Here is a 20,047-nt window from a genome sequence, read left to right as displayed (position 1 = left end):
TTTCTGAGGCGCACTGTATCTGCTGTTTGCTCATTACGGTCAAGCCGGAAAGAGGGAAGTAACCGGGTTTTTACCGACGAACGTCGCTCCGACCAGCGCGAAGCGCCCGCCCGCACGCGCTGATCGGCGTGCGGACGGGCGCTTGTCGGGCGTCCTCGGGCTCGCGGGTCAGGCGCCCACCTCGCGGCGGGCCCGCGCCAGCAGCCGGTCCGGATCGGGCGCGTACCCCCAGGCGCGCAGGGGCGGTGCGGTGCGGCCGACCCGGGACAGGTGGCGGCGGGCCCGCTCGCGGTCGCCCGCGCGGAAGAACGCGGCACCGAAGAAGTGGTGGGCCTCCAGATCGCGGGGGTGCGGCCGGTGCGCGGCGAGCCAGCGGTCGGCCGCGCCGACCACGGCGGCGTGCACCTCCGGCCGGGCCATGTAGGCGTCGAGCATCTCCCAGCTCTCGTCCGGCGCGACCTCCATGTGCGCGGTCGTCAGCACGGCGGTGACCGGGTCCCCGGGCTCGGCGTCGGCGACGGTCCGCTCCGCGAACCCGAGCACCTCGGCGTCCGAGCCCTTCCACTTCGCGCACAGGATCTGCACGCGGGTGACATGCCCGGCGTACAGGGACGGGTGCCGCGCCTTGAGCTCGTCCCACATCCGGTCGAGCTCGTGCCGCTCGAGCTGCAGGCCGTTGCCGTACCGCTGGAGGTGGTCCCAGGGCACCGGGTCGGCCGGCAGCAGCTCGGCCGCCTTCTGCAGCGGTCCCCCGGCGAGGGCGAGCAGCCGCCAGAACCGGGCGAACCGCTCCCGCGTGACGTACTCGGCCCGGTACCCGGTGCGCGCCTTCCACGCCTCGCCGACGCGGACGGCGCCGAGCCACAGCTGCACGTCCGGGTCGCCGGGGGCGTCGGCGGCGAGCCGCGCGAGGTCCGCGCCGCGGCCGAGCGCCGCGTCGGTGAGGTTCTCCACGTACAGCGAGCGCGCCTCGGCGTCGTCGCGGCTGCGGGCCAGCAGGTCCAGGCCGGGGCGCAGGTCCCCGCCCCGGACGGCGGGCAGCGCCGCCGCCAGCGCGGCGTCGTCCCAGGCGGGGCCCGGCTTCGACCCGATCCGGCCCCGCAGGCCGCGGACGGCCGCCACGGCCCGGGTCAGCGGCGGTTCCGCCGCGAGCGGGTCCTCCTCGGGCGCGGGGGCGGCCTCCGGACGCTCGGGCACGTGCTCGGCGGGACGCGCGGGCATCCGCACGACCGCGCCGGCGGGCGCGTGCCGGTCGATCTCGGCGACGATGCCCGCGCCGTCCGCCCACAGGTTCGGCTCGACGGCGACGGTGAGGCCGTCCAGGCCGATGAGCACCCGCAGGCCGTCCGGCCAGGCCAGCACCGCGGCGCACGCGTCGTGGCGGACGGTGCGCAGTTCGGGGCCCGTCAGGGACGTCACGCCCTCCCGGCCGACGACGAGGCTCAGCCGCGGCTCGTCGGGACGGGTGTGGACGCGGCCGTCGACCGCGATCGTCGAGGCGGTCGGGGCGGGCCGGAACCGGGCGTCGCCCGGCTCCTGCTCGTGCGGCAGCATCAGCAGGGCGCCGGCCAGGACGGCGCGGCCGACGTCCTGGAGGTCCTGCGGCTTGACCGCGTCCAGGTCGGCGAGGTACTGCTCGACGGTCTGGGACCGGTGCCCGAGCAGTTCGTCCACGCTGTGCGCGACGGCCCGCGCGGCGCGGCCGTCGTCGGACGCGGCGCGGGTGCGGGCCGCGTCCGCGACCTCGGCGAGCTCGTCCGCGCCGACGGGCTCGGCGGCCATGCGGTCGAACTCGGCGAGGAACCGCTCCGCCAGTTCCGGGCGCACCTCGGCGAGCCCGTCCGCGAACGCGGTGATGTGCGCGGTGTCGCCGTCGCGGGGCGCGTAGTCGACGTCGGTGGTGTAGCTGAGCGCGCCGTCGCGGCGCAGCACGCGGTGGAGGCGGCGCCTCAGGACGCCGGCGTAGAGGGTGCCCGCGATCGTGCGCGGCACGACGCCGTTCAGCGCGACGCCCTTGACGTTCGCCGTGAAGTAGGCGGGCGTGTACGGGAGGGCGCTGGACGGTGCGGGAAGGGGCCGCCGCTCCCCGTCGGGGAGGCGCAGCGCCAGCCCGTCGGGCGGCGGCCCCCCGACGATGGCGAGCGCGGCGTTCTGCCTGGTGAACCAGTGCGCCGCCCACGCCTGGACGTCCTCGGCCGTGTGGGCGGCCAGGCCGTGCTCGTCGTACGCGGGCAGGCCGTAGGTGGCGGCGCCGTAGCGCCACAGCAGCATCTGCCCGGCGAGCCCGGTGTCGCGGCTTTCGGCCTCCGTGCGCAGAATCTTCTTCTCCGCGTCGAGCCGGTCCACGGGCAGTTCGCGCAGCGAATCGCAGAGCGACGTCAGAAACGCCGCCACTTTCCCGGCCTCACCGTGGGTGACGAACATGGTGGTGTTCGTGTCCACGGCGCCGTTGTAGTGGTATTCCGTCTCGCCGACGGCGTGCAGCGCCAGATGCTCGACGAGATGGGTCAGACCGCCGCGCGCGAGGGTCTCGTCGGCCCGTCCCACCCGGAACACCAGGGCGGCCCGGTATTCGTCGCCGCCGGTCCCTCCCCCGGTCCAGAACACGGGCACCCCATCGATTTCGGTGCGCACGACTTCCACTCGGCCTCCCTTTTTCCGGAGGCGAAAGCGTACGATTCTCAGATTCCGGGAGAATCTCGTATCGGTATCGAATGATGGGGCGTCCGGGACAGGTCATATGCTGCACGGATGACGACGACCGGGCCCGACGGAACGGCGCCGCGCCGCCGGCGCGGGCGTCCCGGATACGACCAGGCGGCGATCCTGCGCACCGCGGTGGAGCTGTTCAACCGCAAGGGGTACGACGCCACGAGCATGGGCGACCTGGCCAGGGAGCTGGGGCTCACCAAACCGGCGATCTACCACCACGTCACCGGCAAGGAGCAGCTCCTCGGGCAGGCCCTGGACGACGCCCTCGACGAGCTGACGGCCGTGGTCACCGCGGCGGCGGAGGAGCGGGCCGGGCGGACGGCGTACGAGCGGCTGCGCGAGGTCGTCCGGCACAGCGTCGAGGTGCTGGTCGCGCACCAGCCGTCCGTCACGCTGCTGCTGCGGGTGCGGGGCAACAGCGGCGTCGAGCTGGCGGCGCTCGACCGGCGGCGCCGGCTGGACGAGCGGCTCGCCGCGCTCGTCGCGGACGCCGCCGCCGAGGGCGCCCTGCGCGCCGACCTGCCGCCGCCGCTGGTGAGCCGGCTGCTGTTCGGCATGGTGAACTCGCTGGTCGAGTGGTACCGCGCGGACGGCGCGTACGACCCGGCGACGGTCGCGGACGCGATCACCACGATCGCCTTCGACGGCCTCCGGCCGCGCGGCGGCCGGACGCCGTAGGCGGCGGTCGGGCGTCCGGGTCCGCGGTCGGGCGTCCGGGCCCGCGGTCAGGCGTCGTAGTCGACGGTCACGCGCCCGCCCACCGGGAACGTCTGGCAGGTGAGGACGAAACCGGCGTCGACCTCGGCCGGCTCGAGCGCGTGGTTGCGGCGCATGTCGGCCTCGCCCTCGCGGACGACGGCGCGGCACGTCCCGCAGACGCCGCCCTTGCAGGCGAACGGCAGGTCGGCGCGGGTCGCCTGGGCGCCCTCGAGGATCGTCGTCTCGCGGGAGACGGTCGAGGTGGTGCGCAGCCCGTCGAGGACCGTGGTCAGCTCGGTCGTCGCCCCGGACGGCGCCCCGGCGGCCCGGCGGGGCTCGGGCGGGGGCGCGTCCACGTAGAACAGCTCGACGTGCACGCGGTCGGGCGGGACGCCGAGGCCGGCGAGGACGGCGCGGGCGTCCTCGACCATCGGGTGCGGCCCGCAGAGCCACACGTGGTCGAACACCTCGGCGGGGGCGACGTCAGTGAGCAGGCGGTGCAGCCGGTCGCGGTCGAGCCGTCCGGAGAACAGCTCGGCGTCGCGGGGTTCGCGGGACAGCACGTGGACGAGCTGGAGCCGGGGCCCGTACCGGTTCTTCAGGTCGCCGAGCTCCTCGGCGAACATCACGGTGCGGCTCGTCCGGTTGCCGTAGACCAGCGACACCTGCGCGGACGGGTGGGCCAGGACGGTCGAGGCGACCGACAGCAGCGGGGTGATGCCGGACCCGGCGGCGACGCACAGGTGCCGCTCCCCCGTCGCGGGGTCGGCGCGCCAGGACCCGGTCGGCGGCCCCACCTCGATGCGCGTGCCGGGCGCCACGTCGTGCACGAGCCAGGACGAGAACAGCCCGTCGGGGATCTCGCGGACCCCGATGCGCGGGGCCGCGCCGGCGGGCGCGCAGATCGAGTACGTCCGGCGGTGCTCCCGGCCGTCCACGACGCGGCGCAGGGTGAGCGACTGCCCGGCCCGGAAGTCGTAGACGTCGCGCAGCTCCGCCGGCACGTCGAAGGTGATCGCCACGGCGTCCTCGCACAGGCGGTCCACCGCCGCGACGGCCAGCGGGTGGAAGACGGCCGCCCGGGCGGGCGCGGGCGCGGTGGCGGGCATCTCAGATCTCCTTGACGTGCTCGAAGGGCTCGAGGCAGTCGGTGCAGCGGTAGAGGGCCTTGCAGGCGGTCGAGCCGAACTCCGAGGTCGGCCGGGTGGCCGCCGAGCCGCAGCGCGGGCAGGCGGGCGCGCGCCGGGGCGGCCCGAGCGTGAGCGCCACGGGACCGGACGCGCGGCGGGCGGGGCCGGGCGGGGACAGCCCGGCCTCCCGCAGCGCGGCCCGGCCGCGCTCGGAGATCCAGTCGCTGGACCAGGGCGGGTCGAGGACGACGCGCACCTCGACGCGGGGGAAGCCGGCGTCGTTCAGCCGGTGGACGAGGTCGTCGCGCATCGTCGCCATGGCGGGGCAGCCGGTGTAGGTGGGGGTGATCGAGGCGACGACGGTCTCCCCGCCCCGCCCGTCCGGGACCACCTCGACGCCGCGCAGGACGCCGAGGTCGGCGAGGGTGAGCATCGGCATCTCCGGGTCCCGCACCCCGGCGGCGGCCGCGGCGGCGCGGTCGCGGGCGTTCACCAGACCCCCGTCGGGTGGGCGCGCGCGACCTCCTGCATCTCGGCGAGCAGCGGGCCGAGCGCGGCGGTGTGGTCGCCGTCGCGGCCGGGCGTCCCGCCGGGCGCGGGGGCGTCGTCCGGACGCTCGACGCCGCTCACCGCGAGGACCTGCGCGAGGACGGCGTCCGCCGCCGCGCGCACCGACGCGGGGTCGACGCCGGCTCCGGACGCCGCGAGGGACGTCTCGACGGGGTGGGGCGCGAACAGCTCGGGCAGGAGCGGCCACAGCCCGCCGAGCGCCGCGACCAGCCTGCGGCGCGACTCGGCGGTGCCCCGCGCGAGGGTGAGGAACCAGCGGCCCGCCCAGTCGCGGTGGTAGGCGACCTCCTTGGCGCCCTTCGCCGCGACGGCGGCGAGGACGCCGTCCCGGCTCGCGCGGAGCCGCTCGAGCAGCGCGAGGCGGGCCGTGGCGAACAGCAGGAGGCGGACGACGACGTGCGCGAAGTCGCCGTTCGGGACCTCGGCGAGCCGCACGTTGCGGAAGTCCCCGGCGTCGCGGAAGAACGCGAGCGCGTCCTCCGCCGGGACGGGCGAGCCCGCCGGGAGCGCCGGGACGACGGACGGGTCGGCGGCGGCGGCACGCGACAGCAGCAGGCGCGCCTGGCCGAGCAGGTCGAGGGCCATGTTCGCGAGCGCGATGTCCTCTTCCAGGTCGGGGGCGCGGCTGCACCACTCCGCCAGCCGCTGCGACATGATGAGCGCGTCGTCGCCGAGCATGAGGCAGTACGCGGCGAGGGCCGCCGGGTCGGCGCCGTCGGGGACGGTCGTGTCGACGCCGGCGAGCGGGTCCTCGAAGCCGGTGCCGAAGGCCCACTGCGACGCGTCGTCGTCGGCCTCGACGAGGCCGGCGAAGACGCCGCCCGGCCCGCCGGTCGTCTGGTCGTCGTTCATGGTCGGTCCGCCCTCACATGTGCGGCACGTCGCCGGGGATGTCGTAGAACGTGGGATGCCGGTAGACCTTGTCGCCGTTCGGGGCGAACAGCGGGTCCTTCTCGTCCGGGCTGGACGCCGTGACGGCGTCGGCGCGCACGACCCAGATGCTGACGCCCTCGTTGCGCCGCGTGTAGACGTCGCGCGCGTGGCGCAGGGCCAGCACGTCGTCCGGGGCGTGCAGCGAGCCGACGTGGACGTGGTTGAGGCCGCGCTTGCCGCGCACGAACACCTCGTAGAGCGGCCATTCCCGCCGGTCGGCGCTCATCGCGCCCCCTCTCTCGCGTCCTCGGCGGACCGCTCCGCGAACGCGGTCGCCGCCTCCCGCACCCACGCGCCGTCCTCGTGGGCGGCGCGCCGGTGGGCCATGCGCTGCGCGTTGCACGGCCCGTCGCCGCGCAGGACGGCCGCGAACTCGTCCCAGTCGGGCTCGCCGAAGTCGTAGTGGCCGCGCTCGGGGTTCCAGCGCAGCTCCGGGTCGGGCAGGGTGACGCCGAGCGCCTCGGCCTGCGGGACGGTCATGTCCACGAACTTCTGCCGCAGCTCGTCGTTGGAGTTGCGTTTGACCCCCCACGCCATCGACCGCGCGCTGTTGGGCGACTCCGCGTCCGGCGGGCCGAACATCATCAGCGACGGCCACCAGAACCGGTCCACCGACTCCTGCACCATGGCGCGCTGCTCGTCCGTCCCGCGCATCATCGTCATCAGCAGCTCGTAGCCCTGCCGCTGGTGGAACGACTCCTCCTTGCAGATGCGGATCATCGCGCGCCCGTAGGGGCCGTAGGACGTCCGGCACAGCGGCACCTGGTTGCAGATCGCGGCGCCGTCGACGAGCCACCCGATCGTCCCGACGTCGGCGTAGGACGGGGTCGGGTAGTTGAAGATCGACGAGTACTTCTGCTTCCCCGCCAGCAGCAGGTCCGTGAGCTCGGCGCGGGACACGCCGAGGGTCTCGCAGGCCGAGTACAGGTACAGCCCGTGCCCGGCCTCGTCCTGCACCTTGGCCAGCAGGATCGCCTTGCGGCGCAGGGACGGCGCCCGCCCGATCCAGGCGCCCTCGGGCTGCATGCCGATGATCTCCGAGTGCGCGTGCTGGGCGATCTGCCGGACGAGCGTCCTGCGGTAGGCGTCCGGCATCCAGTCGCGGGGCTCGATGCGGTCGCCCCGCCCGATCGTCGCGTCGAACGCCGCCCGGAGCGCCGCGTCCGGCTCCGCCCGTGTCGTCACTGGTCCTCCCGGCGTATTTACTTACCGTTCGATCAGTAATAACGTGACACGAGACCGCCGCTCGGCGCAAGAGGGGTGCGGGCCCGCCTCGGAGAGGAGACAGGCGTGAGTCGACTGCTGGAGAGCTACGCCGCCGGACGCTGGTTCCGCGCGGACGGCGAGGGTGAACCGCTGCTCGACGCCGCGACCGGCGAGGAGGTCGCGCGGCTGGCGCGGCGCGGCCCGGACGTCGCGGAGATGGTCCGGTACGCCCGCGGGACCGGCGGGCCGGCGCTGCGCGCGCTGACGTTCCACGAGCGAGCCGGCCTGCTGAAGGCGCTCGCCAAGCACCTGACCGAGCGCAAGGAGGAGCTGTACGCGCTGTCGGTGCGGACCGGCGCGACCTCCCGGGACACCGCCGTCGACGTCGACGGCGGCATCGGCACGCTGTTCGGCTACGCGAGCAAGGGCGTGCGCGAGCTGCCGAACGACACGATCGTCCTGGACGGCGGCCTGGAGCGCCTCGGCCGGGGCGGGACGTTCGTGGGGCGGCACGTGTACGCGTCCCGTCCGGGCGTCGCCGTGCAGATCAACGCGTTCAACTTCCCGGTCTGGGGCATGCTCGAGAAGCTCGCCCCCGCGTTCCTCGCCGGGCTGCCGTCGATCGTCAAGCCCGCGGGCCAGACCGCGTACGTCACCGAGCTCGCCGTCCGGCAGATCATCGGGTCGGGCATCCTGCCGGAGGGCGCGCTGCAGCTCCTCGCGGGGAGCCCCGACGGGCTGCTCGACCGGCTCACCGTCCAGGACTCGGTCGCCTTCACCGGCTCCGCGCACACCGCCGGCATCCTGCGCCGCCACCCGAACGTGCTGGACGGCGGCGTCCGGCTCGGCGTCGAGGCCGACTCCCTCAACTGCTCGATCCTCGGGCCGGACGTCCGCCCGGACGATCCGGAGTTCGACCTGTTCGTCAAGGGCGTCGTCACCGAGATGACCGTCAAGGCGGGGCAGAAGTGCACCGCCATCCGCCGGGTGCTGGTGCCCGAGCCGATGGCCGAGCCCGTCATCGAGGCGCTCGCCGCCCGGCTCGCGGAGATCACCGTCGGGGATCCGCGCAACGCCGACGTCCGGATGGGCGCGCTGGCGAGCCTCGCGCAGCGCGCCGAGGTCCGCAAGGCCGTCGAAGCGCTGCGGGCGGCGGCCGAGGTGGTCGCCGGGGACCCGGCGGGCGCGGGCCCGCTGCTCGACGGCGACCCCGAGCGCGGCGCGTTCATGACGCCGGTGCTGCTGCGCGCGCGTCCGGGCGCCGCGGAGCCGCACGACGTGGAGCCGTTCGGGCCGGTGAGCACCGTGCTGACCTACGACGGCGTCGACGCGGCGGTCGAGCTGGCCGCGCGGGGCCGCGGCAGCCTCGCCGCGTCCGTCGTCACGCACGACCCCGACGTCGCGCGCACGGTCGTCCGCGGCCTGGCGCCGTGGCACGGGCGGGTCCTCGTGCTGGACCGCGACGACGCGAAGGAGTCCACCGGGCACGGGTCGCCGCTGCCCGCGCTCGTCCACGGCGGGCCGGGACGCGCGGGCGGCGGCGAGGAGCTCGGCGGGATCCGGGGCGTCCTCGGCCACATGCAGCGCACCGCCGTGCAGGCGTCGCCCGACCTGCTCACCGCGGTCACCGGCACGTGGACGACCGGCGCCGAGCGCACCGGGTCCGGCGTCCACCCGTTCCGCAAATCGCTGGCCGACCTGCGGATCGGCGACACCATCGCCTCCGCGCCGCGCACGGTGTCGCTCGACGACATCGCCCACTTCGCGGAGTTCACCGGCGACACGTTCTACGCGCACACCGATCCGGAGGCCGCCGCCCGCAACCCGCTGTTCGGCGGCATCGTCGCCCACGGGTACCTCGTGGTGTCGCTCGCCGCCGGGCTGTTCGTCGACCCGGCGCCCGGGCCGGTCCTGGCGAACTTCGGCGTGGACGGGCTGCGCTTCCTCACCCCGGTCAAGGCGGGCGACTCGATCGCGGTGACGCTGACCGTCAAGCAGATCACGCCGCGCACCGGCGCCGACTACGGCGAGGTCCGCTGGGACGCCGTCGTGGCGAACCGGGACGGCGAGCCGGTCGCGACCTACGACGTGCTCACGCTCGTCGCCAAGACCTGGCCGCAGTCCTCCGAGTGACCCCCGCCCGCCCCGGCGCCGGATCCCCGGCGCCGGGGCGGAGCCGTGCCCTCCGGCCGCCCGCGGGACGGCCGTCAGCCGCCGTCCGCGCCCCAGCCGGCGCCGCGGCCGCGGGCCTCGTCGAACACCAGCCAGGTGCGGGTGGCGCGGACGCCCGGGATGTCCTGGATGCACTCCAGCACCACGTGCCGCAGCGCCGCGTTGTCCGGCGCCCGCACCAGCACGAGGACGTCGTAGTCGCCGCCGACCATCGCGAAGTGCTCGACGTACGGGACCTCCCGCAGCCGGGCCGACAGCTCCCGCCAGGAGTTCTGCTCGATGGTGACCGACACGTAGGCGCTGGTGCCCAGGCCCGCCTTGTGCGGGGCGAGTTCCACCGTGAACCCGGTGATGACCCCGTCGTCGGTCAGCCGGGTCAGCCGCGCGTACGCGTTCGCGCGGGAGATGTGGACGCGCTCCGCCAGGGCCCGCACCGACATCCGCCCGTCGCGCAGCAGCTCCGCGATGATCGCGCGGTCCACCGCGTCCAGCGGGCCGCCGGCCATTCGTCCCGGCGCACCGCCCGCACCACCCTCGTCGCTGGACATTCGGCCCTCCATACGTCCCGCAAGTACTTACTTGTCGCTCATTGTGCCCGAAGTATTGAACAGATGGTCGACACGGCGGACGCTCTCCTTAAAAGCGTCCAGTGAAAGGGAGCGACCCCATGACCGTGGCCGCACATCCACCGGGGGCCGACCGGCTGCTTCCCTCACCCGTCCCGGTCCGCTTCGTCGCCGAGGACGGCACGGCCGCCGAGCCGCCCGCGGGCTACACCGCGCCGGAGGGCGGGCGGCTGCTGGAGGCGTACCGCCGCATGGTCCTGGGCCGCCGCTTCGACGCCCAGGCGACCGCGCTCACCAAGCAGGGGCGGCTCGCCGTCTACCCGTCCAGCCGCGGCCAGGAGGCGTGCCAGATCGGCGGCGTCCTCGCGCTGCGCGGCGACGACTGGCTCTTCCCCACCTACCGCGACTCGATGGCGCTGGTCGCCCGCGGCCTGGACCCCGTCGAGGTGCTCACGCTGCTGCGCGGCGACTGGCACTGCGGCTACGACCCGGCCGCCGTCCGGGTCGCCCCGCAGTGCACGCCGCTGGCGACGCAGACCGTCCACGCGGTCGGGCTGGCCGACGCGCTGCGCCGCAAGGGCGGGGGCGGCGTCGTGATGGCGTTCGTCGGCGACGGCGGCACCAGCGAGGGCGACTTCCACGAGGCCCTCAACTACGCGGCCGTCATGAACGCCCCCGTCGTGTTCTTCGTGCAGAACAACAAGTACGCCATCTCGGTGCCGCTGGCGAAGCAGACGGCGGCGCCCGCGCTCGCGTACAAGGGCGTCGGCTACGGCGTCCGGTCCGAGCAGGTGGACGGCAACGACCTCGTCGCCGTCCTCGCCGTCCTGGACGCGGCCGTGGCCGACGCGCGGGCGGGCGGCGGCCCGTTCCTCGTGGAGGCCCACACCTACCGGATGGACGCCCACACCAACGCCGACGACGCCACCCGGTACCGGACGGCCGAGGAGGTCGAGCGGTGGGCGGCCGCCGATCCGCTCGCCCGGCTGGAGGCCCACCTGCGCGGCCGCGGCCTCCTCGCCCCCGGAGACGTCGCCGCCGCGGACGAGGCCGCCGAGGAGTTCGCCGCGCGCCTGCGCGACCGGATGAACGCCGACCCCCGGGCGAACCCGCTGGAGCTGTTCGACCACGTCTTCGCCGAGCCCACCCCGCAGCTGCGCGAGCAGCGCGACCTGCTGGCGTCCGAACTCGCCGCCGAGGAGCAGTGACATGACCGCGTTGACGATGGCGCAGGCGCTGAACACGGCCCTGCGGGACGCGCTGCGCGAGGACGAGCGGGTGCTCGTCTTCGGCGAGGACGTCGGCCCGCTGGGCGGTGTCTTCCGCATCACCGACGGGCTGACCGCCGAGTTCGGCGACGACCGGTGCTTCGACACCCCGCTCGCCGAGGCCGGCATCGTCGGCCTGGCCGTCGGGATGGCGATGGGCGGGTTCCGCCCGGTCGTGGAGATGCAGTTCGACGCGTTCGCCTACCCGGCGTTCGAGCAGATCGCCTCGCACGTGGCCAAGACCCGCAACCGCACCCGCGGCCTGCTGTCGCTGCCGATCGTGATCCGCATCCCCTACGCGGGGGGCATCGGCGGCGTCGAGCACCACTGCGACTCCAGCGAGGCGTACTACGCGCACACCCCCGGCCTCAAGGTCGTCACCCCCGCGACCCCCGACGACGCCTACTGGCTGCTGCGCGACGCGATCGCCGACCCCGACCCGGTCGTCTTCATGGAGCCCAAGCGGCTGTACTGGGCCAAGGACGAGACGTCCGCCGCCGCCCGGCGCCCCGCCGGGTTCGGACGGGCGGCGGTGCGGCGCGCGGGGGCCGACGCGACGCTCGTCGCCTACGGGCCGACCGTCCCGGTGGCGCTGCAGGCCGCCGAGGCCGCTGCCCGCGACGGCATCGACCTCGAGGTGGTCGACCTGCGGACGATCGTCCCGTTCGACGACGACACCGTCGTGGCGTCCGTCCGCCGGACGGGCCGCTGCGTGGTCGTCCAGGAGGCGCAGGGGTTCGCGGGGGTCGGCGCGGAGATCGCGGCGCGCGTGCAGGAGCGCTGCTTCCACTCGCTGGCCGCGCCCGTGCTGCGCGTCACCGGCTTCGACATCCCCTACCCGCCGCCGCACCTGGAGCACGCGCACCTGCCCGACGTCGACCGGATCCTCGACGCGGTCGACCGGCTGCAGTTCGGCGACGAGCCGGACCTTCTCCACCTCGCGCGGGAGGCGTCGTGACGGCGACCGCGACGGGCCGGGTGTTCCGGCTGCCCGACCTCGGCGAGGGGCTGACCGAGGCCGAGATCGTCGACTGGAAGGTCGCGGCCGGCGACACGGTCGCGATCGACCAGGTCGTGGTGGAGGTGGAGACGGCCAAGGCAGTCGTGGAGGTGCCGGTGCCCTACGCCGGGACCGTGCTCCGCCTGCACGCCGAGGCGGGCGCCGTGCTCGCGGTCGGCGAACCCCTCATCGAGGTCGGCGCGGACGCGCCCGGCGACGCCGGCGGGTCCCCGGGCGAGTCCCCGGACGCGGCCCGCTACCGGGAGGAGGAGCGGGCCGGTTCCGGCAACGTCCTGATCGGCTACGGCACCGGCCGCACGGCCCGGAAGGGCGGGCGCCGCCGGGGCGCCCGGCGCGACGCCCGGGACGCGCCCGCCGCGCCGCCCGAGCGGCACGCGCCCCGCGTGATTTCCCCGCTCGTCCGCCGGATCGCCCGCGAGCACGGCGTCGACCTCGCGGACGTCCGCCCGACCGGGCCGCGCGGGGTGATCCTGCGCCGCGACGTCGACCGGGCCGTCGCCGCCCGGGCGGCCGCGCCCGCACCGTCCGCGTCCGCACCGTCCGCGCCCGCGCCGCCCGCACCGTCCGCGTCGGCGCCGCCCGTCGCCGCGGGCGGGTTCGCGGCGGAGCGGATCCCGCTGCGCGGGCTGCGCCGGACGGTCGCCGACCGGACGGCCCGCAGCCGCCGGGAGATCCCGGACGCCACCACCTGGGTGGACGCCGACGCCACCGGGCTGCTCGCGGCGCGGGACGCGCTGCGGGAGGCGCGGCCCGACCTCGGCATCGGGCTGCTGGCGCTGCTGGCCCGCATCTGCGTGGACGGACTGCGGCGCTTCCCCGAGCTGAACGCGTCGGTCGACGGGGAGCGCGGCGAGATCGTCCGGCACGGGCACGTCCACCTCGGGTTCGCCGCGCAGACCGACCGGGGGCTCGTCGTGCCCGTCGTCCGGGACGCGCACCTGCTGACGACGGCGGGGCTCGCCGCCGAGCTGACCCGGCTCACCGGCCTCGCGCGGGACGGGCGGCTGCCGCCCGGCGACCTCACCGGCGGCACGTTCACCCTCAACAACTACGGGGTGTTCGGCGTCGACGGCTCCACCCCGATCATCAACCATCCGGAGGCCGGGCTGCTGGGCGTCGGCCGCGTCGCCCGGCGCCCCTGGGTGGTCGGCGACGCGGTGGTGCCGCGCCGGGTGGCGCAGCTGTCCCTGACCTTCGACCACCGGGTCTGCGACGGCGGCGCCGCTGGCGGATTCCTGCGCCACGTCGCCGACCTCGTCGAGAACCCGGCGGTCCTGCTCGCCGACGTCTGACGGAATGAACGGCCGCGCCATGATCGTTCTCATTGCGATCATGATCGGGGGGCGCGATGCGGTTCATGTGGCACGTCACGCGGGCGCTGGTCCGCGGGCTTCTGGAAGGCTCACGTCCGGGCCGCGGCGCGCCCGCGGCGCGGCCCGGACGTGAGCCGGACCCCGCGGCTGCGCCGAGGGCCGCCGGCCGCCCCGGCCGGGCGCCGGATCCCCGGCGTCGCCGGTGAACTGAGCCGACCACTACCGGGGGCGACCCGTCCCGGCGCCGCCGGCCGCGTCCCGCGTCGCCCTCGCCGACCCCCCACCGCCCGGCCGCCGGCCGGGCGGTGGCTTTTTTCGGCGCCGACTTCCGCGGCGCCCCTTGACAGTACTACTCGCGCCAGAGTGTACTGTCGCTCTCTGCGTTGAAAATCACACATCAAGTATCCGCGAACGACTTGCACCAAAACGAGAATGTCGATCTCAACAGAGGAGCGACTGTTTCTCATGGTGACCGCCCGCCTTCGCGCGCGCCGGGGCCGGCCCCTCGGCGCACTGGAGCAGACCGGCGTCCTGCTCGCCATCACCCTCGAGGGCTTCCGCAAGACGTGGGACGTCCGCCGCTGGGGCGCCGAGTTCGTCGAGCAGTGCTGGTTCGTCGCCCGCGTCACGACGCTCCCGGTGATGCTGATCGCGCTGCCGCTCGGCGGCACCATCGCGCTGCAGGTCGGCCAGATCGTCCGGCAGATCGGGGCGGAGTCGGGCACCGGCGCCACCGTCGTGCAGGCGCTGGTGACGCAGGTGGCGCCCATGGCGGCGGCCCTGCTGATCTCGGGGGCCGCCGGGTCGGCCATCACCTCCGACATCGGCTCCCGGCGGATCCGCGACGAGCTGGACGCCATGGAGGTCCTGGGCATCAACCCCGTCCACCGGCTGGTGACGCCCCGGCTGTGGGCGGCCAGCACGGTCGGCGTGATGCTCTGCTCGCTGATCATCCTGGCGGGCGTCGCCGGCGGGTTCTTCTTCAACGTCGTGCGGGGCGGGGTGACGCCCGGCTCGTACTTCGGCGAGGCGACGTCGCTGCTGCGGCTCTCCGACCTGCTGATCACCCTGTTCAAGGCGTGGGTGTTCGGCTTCATCGCCGCGGCGGTGGCCTGCTGGAAGGGCATGACCTGCGGGTACGGCGCCAGCGGCGTCGGCCGCGCGGTCAACCGCGCGGCCGTCATCGCCGCGATGCTCGTCTTCGCGGCCAACTACGTGATCTCCACCCTGGCGTACGGCCTCTTCCCCCCGAGGATCTGATGACCGCCCTCGTCCCGCACCGCGCCGCCGTCGTCCTGCGCCGCGCCCGCCCGCGGCAGGCGCCGGAGTTCGCCGAGTTCGTCGTGTTCTGCGGCAGGGTGCTGCACCACCTGGTCGCCGACATCGCGCGCGGCCGGCACCGGAAGACGGTCATCGCGCAGGTCAGCGACATCAGCGCCGGGGTCGGCGCGGTCGTCCTCGGCCTCGGCATGGTCGTGGTGATCTTCTTCATGTCGTTCTTCACCGGCACCACGGTCGGCCTCCAGGCCATCCCGGGGCTGCAGCGGGTCGGCGTCGAGTCGCTCGCCGGGATCATCGCCAGCTACGCCAACGTGCGCGAGGTGACCCCGATCATCGCCGGGGTCGCGCTGATCTTCCAGCTCGGCGGCTCGTTCACCGCCGAACTGGGCGCGATGCGGATCTCCGAGGAGATCGACGCCCTGGAGGTCATGGGCGTCAACTCGCTGGCCCACCTGGTCTGCACCCGGCTCGCGGCCGCGCTGATCACGCTGGTGCCGCTGTACCTGCTGGCGCTGTTCGCCAGCTTCTTCGCCACCCGGCTGATCTCGATCCACTTCTTCGGCATCTCGCCGGGGATCTACGACTACTACTTCCACCTCTACCTGCCGCCGATCGACGTGCTGTACAGCGTCGTCAAGGTGGTCGTGTTCACGGTGATCATCGTGCTCGTCCACTGCTACCGCGGCTACAACGCCGCCGGCGGCCCGGTCGGCGTCGGCCTGGCGACCGGGCAGGCCATCCGCGAGTCCATGGTGACGATCATCATGGCCAACCTGCTGCTGTCCTACATCTTCTGGGGCGACGGCGGAACAGTGAGCCTCACGGGATGAAGACCGTCGACCTGACACCGCGCTCCCGGCTCCGGTTCGGCGCCCTCGGGGCGGCCGTCCTCGCGGCCTGCCTCGCGGCGTCCGTCCTGGCCGCGCGCGACACGCATCCGGGGTCGATCCATCTGCGCGCCTCGTTCGGCCGCGCCGGCGAGGGCCTGACCGACCACTCCGACGTCCGGATCCGCGGCGTCACCGTGGGGCGGGTCGCGTCGATCCGCCTCACCGGCGCGGGCCGCGCGCTGGTGACGCTCCGCGTCGACCCGGGAGTCCGCGTCCCGGTCGCCGCGGAGGCCGCGATCGTCCCGCTGTCGGCGTTCGGGCCGAAGTACGTCGACCTGCGGCCGGGACGGGACGAGGCGACGGGCCCGTTCCTCGCGGACGGCGGGACGATCGCGCGGACGACCGACCCGCGGGAGCTCACGGACGTCGCGGCGCCCGCCGTCGACCTGCTCGAGGCGCTCGGCCCGCGGGACGTCGCCACGATCACCGCGGCGCTCGGCGGCGGCCTCGGCGGCCGGGGCGGGACGCTGGGCGGCCTGATCGACGACTCGGCGGCGCTCCTCGGCGTCACCGCGCGCCGCGCGGACGACCTCGGCGCGGTCATCGCGGACGGCGGGGCGCTCGCCGCGACGGCCGCCGAGCACGGCGAGGAGATCGGCGGGATCGCCGCCGACCTGGACACGGTGCTGCCGGCCGTCACCGGCGAACCGGAGGAGTTCCGCCGGCTGCTCACCGGCCTCGACGAGTCGGCGCGGACCGTCGAGCGGATCCTCGCCGCCGACCCGGGGGCGCCCGGCCGGATCATCGGGGCGGCCGATCCGGCGGTCGGCGTCTTGTACCGCGAACGCGGCGTCTTCCCCGACCTGATCAGCAGCAGCGGCTCCATCCTGACCCAGCTCGCGGGCATCGCGAACATCCCGGGCCCGCACGGCACCCTGCTCTCGCGGGTGACCGTGCACGTCGAGTCCAGCACCCTGCTCTGCGAGACGCTGCCGGGCATCTGCGGGCCGGTCGAACCGGCGATCCCCGAGGACCCGCGCGCCGCCGGACGGGAGGGCGACTGATGGCGCGGCGCAGGGCGCTCCCGGACGGCCGGGCCGCGCGCGGGTTCCTGGTGTTCGGCGTCGTCACCACCCTGCTCACCGTCTACCTGGCGTTCCGGATCGCGGGCACGGACCTCGGCTCCGGGATGGCGCTGCGGGCCCGGTTCGACGACGTCAGCGGGCTGCGGCCGGGCGACCCGGTCAAGGTCGCGGGCACGAAGGTCGGCCGGGTCGAGTCGGTCGAGGTGGTGAAGGGCCGCGCGGTGGTCGGGATGGAGGTCCGCGCGTCGCTGCGGCTCCCGGAGGACTCCGCGGCGGTCGTCCGCTGGCGGGACCTCATCGGCAACCGCGAGGTCTACCTGGAGACCGGGTCCAGCCCCGTCATGCTGGCGGACGGCCGGACGCTGACCCGCACGCGCTCCGCGGCGGACCTCGGCGCGCTCGTCAACGACCTGGCGCCGCTGCTCGGCGGCATCGACCCGAAGCAGGTCAACGCGATCCTCCGGTCGTTCGCGGTCGCGCTCGAAGGCAACCAGGACGAGATCCGGCAGATGACCGCGAACCTGGCGTCGCTCCTCCGGATGCTCAGCTCCCGGACGGGGACCGTCCAGCAGATGCTCGCCGACTACCGGACGGTCACCGACGCGCTGGCCGCCCGGGACCGGCAGATCGGGCAGACCATCGACAACCTGACGAGCCTCACCCGGGCGTTCGCGCAGAACCGCGCCGCGATCGGGGACGCGGCCGTCCGGCTGGAGGGCCTGGCCGCGGGGCTCGACGAGGTGCTCGGCGACGCCGCGCCGCGGCTCGGGCGGCTGGTGGACGGGACGTCGGAGCTGATGGAGGTCGCGCACAGCCGGATGGACGACCTCGACCGGATGATCAAGGCGCTGCCGTCCGCGCTGCAGGCGCTGCTGACCCTCATGTCCGGGGGCAAGTTCCTCCGCGGCAACGCCCTGTGCATGAACGTCGTCTACGCCGAGACGTGCCCGTTCCCGATGCGGCTGCCGCCGCCTCCGGCCGCCGGGACGGGCCGGGGCCCGGACCCGGCGGTGAGCGCCGAGGAGGCGCGGCTGACGCCCGACCAGCAGCGGGTCTTCCGGGCGATGGTCCAGATCCTCTTCCTCGGCGACCAGACCGGCGGGCAGACCGGCGGGCCGGGGGCCGGCCGGACGGGAGGCCGGGGATGAGCCGGCGCGCGAACCCGCTCGCCCGGTCGTTCCGCGACCGCGATCCGGTGCGGCTCGCGCTGGTGACGGTCCCGGTGCTGGCCGTCCTGGTGGTCGCGACCTACGCGTACGGGACGCTCGGGCTGCTGCGCGGCGGCTACACGGTCAGCGGCGTGTTCGCCGGGGCGGGCGGCATCAAGGAGGGCGCCGAGGTGCGGCTAGCCGGGGTGCGGATCGGCGAGGTCACCGGCATCGCCCCCGATTTCGGCCGCGGCCGCGTGGTCGTCTCCTGGAACGTCGAGTCCGGCGTCGAGCTGGGACCGCGGATGCACGCCGACATCCGGCTGTCGAACCTGCTCGGCGGCCACTTCCTGCGGCTCTCGGGACCGGTCGTCGCGCCGTACCTCGAGTCCCGGCCGGAAGGCGAGCGGCGGATCCCGCTGGAACGCACGAGCGTCCCCTACTCGCTGAGCACCGCGCTCGGCTCGGCGGCGGAGACGGCGGGACGGCTCGACGCGAAGGCGATCGACAAGCTGCTGACGGAGGCCGCGAAGGTCGAGCTCCCGTCCCGGGAGAAGACGGCGGAGATGCTCGCCGACCTGCGGAAGGTCGCCGCCGGGTTGAACGAGTCGTGGCCCGAGATCAGCGCGGTCATCGCCGGCGGGGAGAAGCTCACCGGGGCCCTGGCGGCGAAGGACGAGCAGCTCGCGCGGCTGCTGCGGTACGGCGAGGCGCTCCTCGGCGAACTCGCGGACCGGCGGGACGAGCTGGCCTCGGCGCTCGGCTCCGGGAGCAGGGTCGTGCGGAGCCTCGACGAGGTGCTCACGAAGCACCGGAAGCAGCTGGAGACGGTGCTCGACGACTTCCACCTCGCCATGGAGACGATGACGGGCGAGAACCTGCCGTCCCTGAACACCGCCCTCGCCTGGTTCGGCCCCGCCTTCTTCGGCATGAGCACCAGCGGCAGCCGCGAGGGCCGGTGGATGGAGGGCGGCTTCGTCGGCTTCGGCCCGGTCCAGCCAGGCGTGGTCGGCCCGCAGCCGAACTTCAACCCGCCGAACTACCCCCTCGTACCGACGGGACAGGTCGAATGACGGCGCGCGACCGACGCTCCCCGGCCGCGGCGCTCGCGGCCGCGCTCGTCCTCGTCCTCGGCGGGTGCGGCGTCCCGATCGGCCCCTTCGCCGCGGAGACCTACCGCGTCACCGCCTTCTTCGTCCGGGCCGTGTCGTTCTATCCCGGTTCGCAGGTCCAGGTGATGGGCATCGACGTCGGCACGGTCGTCTCGGTCGAGCCCGTCGGCGGCCGGGTCCGGGTGGTCGCGGAGATCGACGAGGACGTGCCGCTGCCCGCGGCGGCGAACGCGGCGATCGTCCCGCTGAGCCTGATCGGCGAGCGGACGCTGACGTTCGCGCCCGCGTGGCGTCCCGGCATGCCGCGGCTCGCCGACGGCGCCGTCCTGCGCACCGACCGGACGCGCGTGCCGGTGGAGGTGAACGAGGCGCTCCAGTCGTTCGGCCGGCTGCTCGACGGCGTCGACCCGGCGAAGGCCGACGCGGCGCTGGGCGCCGCCGCCGCGAGCATGGACGGCAACGGGACCGCCTTCAACCAGGCGTTCCAGGAGGCCGGGCGGCTCATGGACGACCTCGCCGGGCAGGACGAGCGGCTGCTGGAGATCGCGCGCAACCTGAACCGGCTCGCCGGGGTCGTCCGGGGCCGGGAGCGGACCCTCGGCGCGCTGGTCGACCACTTCTCCCGGGCGTCCACGACGCTGGCGGCCGAGCGGCGGAGCATCCGCACGCTGGTGCGGGAGATCGCCGACCTCGTCGAACGCGGCGAGGAGCTCATCGACGAGTACCGGAACACCCTGCCCGGCGACCTGGCGAGGCTCGCGCAGGTCGCGCTGATGATCGAGGGGAACGCCGACCGGCTCGGGCAGCTCCTGCGGTCGCTGCCCGGCACCGGCTTCCAGTTCGTCAACGCCTACGACCCGGAGAAGCGGTCGATCACCCTCCGGGTCACGCTCGACAACTTCGCGCGCTCCTACCTGGCCGCGATCCTCCGCGAACCCGACATCAACGAGAACGTGCCGTGCCCGCTCCCCCCTCCCTACTCCAACTGCCAGTAGGAGCCG

Annotated in this window: 18 protein-coding genes; 11 read left to right on the top strand and 7 right to left on the bottom strand. The window is 74.8% G+C overall.

Annotated features, from left to right (window positions below; genetic code table 11):
• Positions 1 to 168: 168 nt before the first annotated feature.
• Positions 169 to 2,643: a hypothetical protein gene (locus H505_RS47410; RefSeq protein WP_157432939.1), complete on the bottom strand. Its 2,475-nt coding sequence runs from the start codon at positions 2,641 to 2,643 to the stop codon at positions 169 to 171.
• 108 nt (positions 2,644 to 2,751) lie between these two features.
• On the opposite strand from H505_RS47410, the gene H505_RS0108210 reads away from it, so the two are divergent.
• Positions 2,752 to 3,390, top strand: a complete 639-nt coding sequence (locus tag H505_RS0108210) for a TetR/AcrR family transcriptional regulator (RefSeq protein ID WP_026401601.1) — start codon at positions 2,752 to 2,754, stop codon at positions 3,388 to 3,390.
• A gap of 47 nt (positions 3,391 to 3,437) precedes the next feature.
• On the opposite strand, the gene paaE is transcribed toward H505_RS0108210, so the two are convergent.
• The 5 genes from paaE to paaA are packed head-to-tail and all read right to left on the bottom strand — an operon-like array spanning position 3,438 to position 7,229.
• On the bottom strand, positions 3,438 to 4,520 hold the full coding sequence (gene paaE / locus H505_RS0108205) for a 1,2-phenylacetyl-CoA epoxidase subunit PaaE (RefSeq protein ID WP_026401600.1): 1,083 nt from the start codon (positions 4,518 to 4,520) through the stop codon (positions 3,438 to 3,440).
• 1 nt (position 4,521) lies between these two features.
• Positions 4,522 to 5,034, bottom strand: a complete 513-nt coding sequence (paaD, locus tag H505_RS0108200; RefSeq protein WP_267898530.1) for a 1,2-phenylacetyl-CoA epoxidase subunit PaaD — start codon at positions 5,032 to 5,034, stop codon at positions 4,522 to 4,524.
• The gene (gene paaC, locus H505_RS0108195; RefSeq protein WP_026401599.1) at positions 5,031 to 5,963 is read right to left on the bottom strand and encodes a 1,2-phenylacetyl-CoA epoxidase subunit PaaC; all 933 of its coding nucleotides are present in this window, start codon (positions 5,961 to 5,963) and stop codon (positions 5,031 to 5,033) included. The genes paaD and paaC overlap by 4 nt, the downstream gene beginning before the upstream one ends.
• 13 nt (positions 5,964 to 5,976) lie before the next feature.
• Positions 5,977 to 6,270 (bottom strand): 1,2-phenylacetyl-CoA epoxidase subunit PaaB, encoded by a 294-nt coding sequence (paaB, locus tag H505_RS0108190; RefSeq protein WP_026401598.1) that lies wholly within the window; start codon positions 6,268 to 6,270, stop codon positions 5,977 to 5,979.
• The gene (gene paaA / locus H505_RS0108185) at positions 6,267 to 7,229 is read right to left on the bottom strand and encodes a 1,2-phenylacetyl-CoA epoxidase subunit PaaA (protein WP_026401597.1); all 963 of its coding nucleotides are present in this window, start codon (positions 7,227 to 7,229) and stop codon (positions 6,267 to 6,269) included. The genes paaB and paaA overlap by 4 nt, the downstream gene beginning before the upstream one ends.
• A 105-nt stretch (positions 7,230 to 7,334) precedes the next feature.
• On the opposite strand from paaA, the gene paaZ reads away from it, so the two are divergent.
• On the top strand, positions 7,335 to 9,383 hold the full coding sequence (paaZ, locus tag H505_RS0108180) for a phenylacetic acid degradation bifunctional protein PaaZ (RefSeq protein ID WP_034517053.1): 2,049 nt from the start codon (positions 7,335 to 7,337) through the stop codon (positions 9,381 to 9,383).
• A gap of 74 nt (positions 9,384 to 9,457) precedes the next feature.
• Here the strand turns inward: paaZ and H505_RS0108175 are convergent, their stop codons facing one another.
• Positions 9,458 to 9,970: an Lrp/AsnC family transcriptional regulator gene (locus H505_RS0108175; RefSeq protein ID WP_026401595.1), complete on the bottom strand. Its 513-nt coding sequence runs from the start codon at positions 9,968 to 9,970 to the stop codon at positions 9,458 to 9,460.
• A gap of 119 nt (positions 9,971 to 10,089) precedes the next feature.
• Between H505_RS0108175 and pdhA the strand changes: the two genes are divergently transcribed.
• The 9 genes from pdhA to H505_RS0108130 all read left to right on the top strand — a co-directional run bounded on the left by pdhA (position 10,090) and on the right by H505_RS0108130 (position 20,041).
• A complete protein-coding gene (gene pdhA, locus H505_RS0108170) occupies positions 10,090 to 11,196 on the top strand; it encodes a pyruvate dehydrogenase (acetyl-transferring) E1 component subunit alpha (protein ID WP_026401594.1) in 1,107 nt (368 codons plus the stop codon).
• Between the two features lies 1 nt (position 11,197).
• Positions 11,198 to 12,214: an alpha-ketoacid dehydrogenase subunit beta gene (locus H505_RS0108165; RefSeq protein ID WP_026401593.1), complete on the top strand. Its 1,017-nt coding sequence runs from the start codon at positions 11,198 to 11,200 to the stop codon at positions 12,212 to 12,214.
• Entirely contained in the window at positions 12,211 to 13,569 is a 1,359-nt protein-coding gene (locus tag H505_RS0108160) for a dihydrolipoamide acetyltransferase family protein (RefSeq protein ID WP_026401592.1), read from the top strand. The genes H505_RS0108165 and H505_RS0108160 overlap by 4 nt, the downstream gene beginning before the upstream one ends.
• Before the next feature lie 486 nt (positions 13,570 to 14,055).
• Positions 14,056 to 14,850: an MlaE family ABC transporter permease gene (locus tag H505_RS0108155; protein WP_026401591.1), complete on the top strand. Its 795-nt coding sequence runs from the start codon at positions 14,056 to 14,058 to the stop codon at positions 14,848 to 14,850.
• Positions 14,850 to 15,701: an ABC transporter permease gene (locus H505_RS0108150; protein ID WP_026401590.1), complete on the top strand. Its 852-nt coding sequence runs from the start codon at positions 14,850 to 14,852 to the stop codon at positions 15,699 to 15,701. Before H505_RS0108155 ends, H505_RS0108150 begins: the two co-directional genes overlap by 1 nt.
• Positions 15,698 to 16,765 (top strand): MlaD family protein, encoded by a 1,068-nt coding sequence (locus tag H505_RS40530; protein WP_051300421.1) that lies wholly within the window; start codon positions 15,698 to 15,700, stop codon positions 16,763 to 16,765. Before H505_RS0108150 ends, H505_RS40530 begins: the two co-directional genes overlap by 4 nt.
• Complete coding sequence (locus tag H505_RS40525; protein ID WP_051300420.1) at positions 16,765 to 17,934, top strand: MCE family protein; 1,170 nt, start codon at positions 16,765 to 16,767, stop codon at positions 17,932 to 17,934. Before H505_RS40530 ends, H505_RS40525 begins: the two co-directional genes overlap by 1 nt.
• On the top strand, positions 17,931 to 19,007 hold the full coding sequence (locus H505_RS40520) for an MCE family protein (protein WP_051300419.1): 1,077 nt from the start codon (positions 17,931 to 17,933) through the stop codon (positions 19,005 to 19,007). The genes H505_RS40525 and H505_RS40520 overlap by 4 nt, the downstream gene beginning before the upstream one ends.
• Positions 19,004 to 20,041 (top strand): MCE family protein, encoded by a 1,038-nt coding sequence (locus H505_RS0108130; protein ID WP_026401589.1) that lies wholly within the window; start codon positions 19,004 to 19,006, stop codon positions 20,039 to 20,041. Before H505_RS40520 ends, H505_RS0108130 begins: the two co-directional genes overlap by 4 nt.
• Positions 20,042 to 20,047: the final 6 nt, after the last annotated feature.

This window comes from Actinomadura rifamycini DSM 43936 (assembly GCF_000425065.1).
Taxonomy (GTDB): Bacteria; Actinomycetota; Actinomycetes; order Streptosporangiales; family Streptosporangiaceae; genus Spirillospora; species Spirillospora rifamycini.
The sequence above is the reverse complement of the archived record's forward strand: the minus strand, read 5'-3'. Positions and strand labels throughout refer to the sequence as shown.

Excerpts from the sequence above, each read along its gene's own strand:
- H505_RS0108210 (WP_026401601.1), top strand. The coding sequence starts at position 2,752 with ATGACGACGACCGGGCCCGACGGAACGGCGCCGCGCCGCCGGCGCGGG.
- paaE (WP_026401600.1), bottom strand. The coding sequence starts at position 4,520 with ATGCCCGCCACCGCGCCCGCGCCCGCCCGGGCGGCCGTCTTCCACCCG.
- paaC (WP_026401599.1), bottom strand. The coding sequence starts at position 5,963 with ATGAACGACGACCAGACGACCGGCGGGCCGGGCGGCGTCTTCGCCGGC.
- paaB (WP_026401598.1), bottom strand. The coding sequence starts at position 6,270 with ATGAGCGCCGACCGGCGGGAATGGCCGCTCTACGAGGTGTTCGTGCGC.
- H505_RS0108175 (WP_026401595.1), bottom strand. The coding sequence starts at position 9,970 with ATGTCCAGCGACGAGGGTGGTGCGGGCGGTGCGCCGGGACGAATGGCC.
- pdhA (WP_026401594.1), top strand. The coding sequence starts at position 10,090 with ATGACCGTGGCCGCACATCCACCGGGGGCCGACCGGCTGCTTCCCTCA.
- H505_RS0108165 (WP_026401593.1), top strand. The coding sequence starts at position 11,198 with ATGACCGCGTTGACGATGGCGCAGGCGCTGAACACGGCCCTGCGGGAC.
- H505_RS0108155 (WP_026401591.1), top strand. The coding sequence starts at position 14,056 with ATGGTGACCGCCCGCCTTCGCGCGCGCCGGGGCCGGCCCCTCGGCGCA.
- H505_RS0108150 (WP_026401590.1), top strand. The coding sequence starts at position 14,850 with ATGACCGCCCTCGTCCCGCACCGCGCCGCCGTCGTCCTGCGCCGCGCC.
- H505_RS40530 (WP_051300421.1), top strand. The coding sequence starts at position 15,698 with ATGAAGACCGTCGACCTGACACCGCGCTCCCGGCTCCGGTTCGGCGCC.
- H505_RS40525 (WP_051300420.1), top strand. The coding sequence starts at position 16,765 with ATGGCGCGGCGCAGGGCGCTCCCGGACGGCCGGGCCGCGCGCGGGTTC.
- H505_RS40520 (WP_051300419.1), top strand. The coding sequence starts at position 17,931 with ATGAGCCGGCGCGCGAACCCGCTCGCCCGGTCGTTCCGCGACCGCGAT.
- H505_RS0108130 (WP_026401589.1), top strand. The coding sequence starts at position 19,004 with ATGACGGCGCGCGACCGACGCTCCCCGGCCGCGGCGCTCGCGGCCGCG.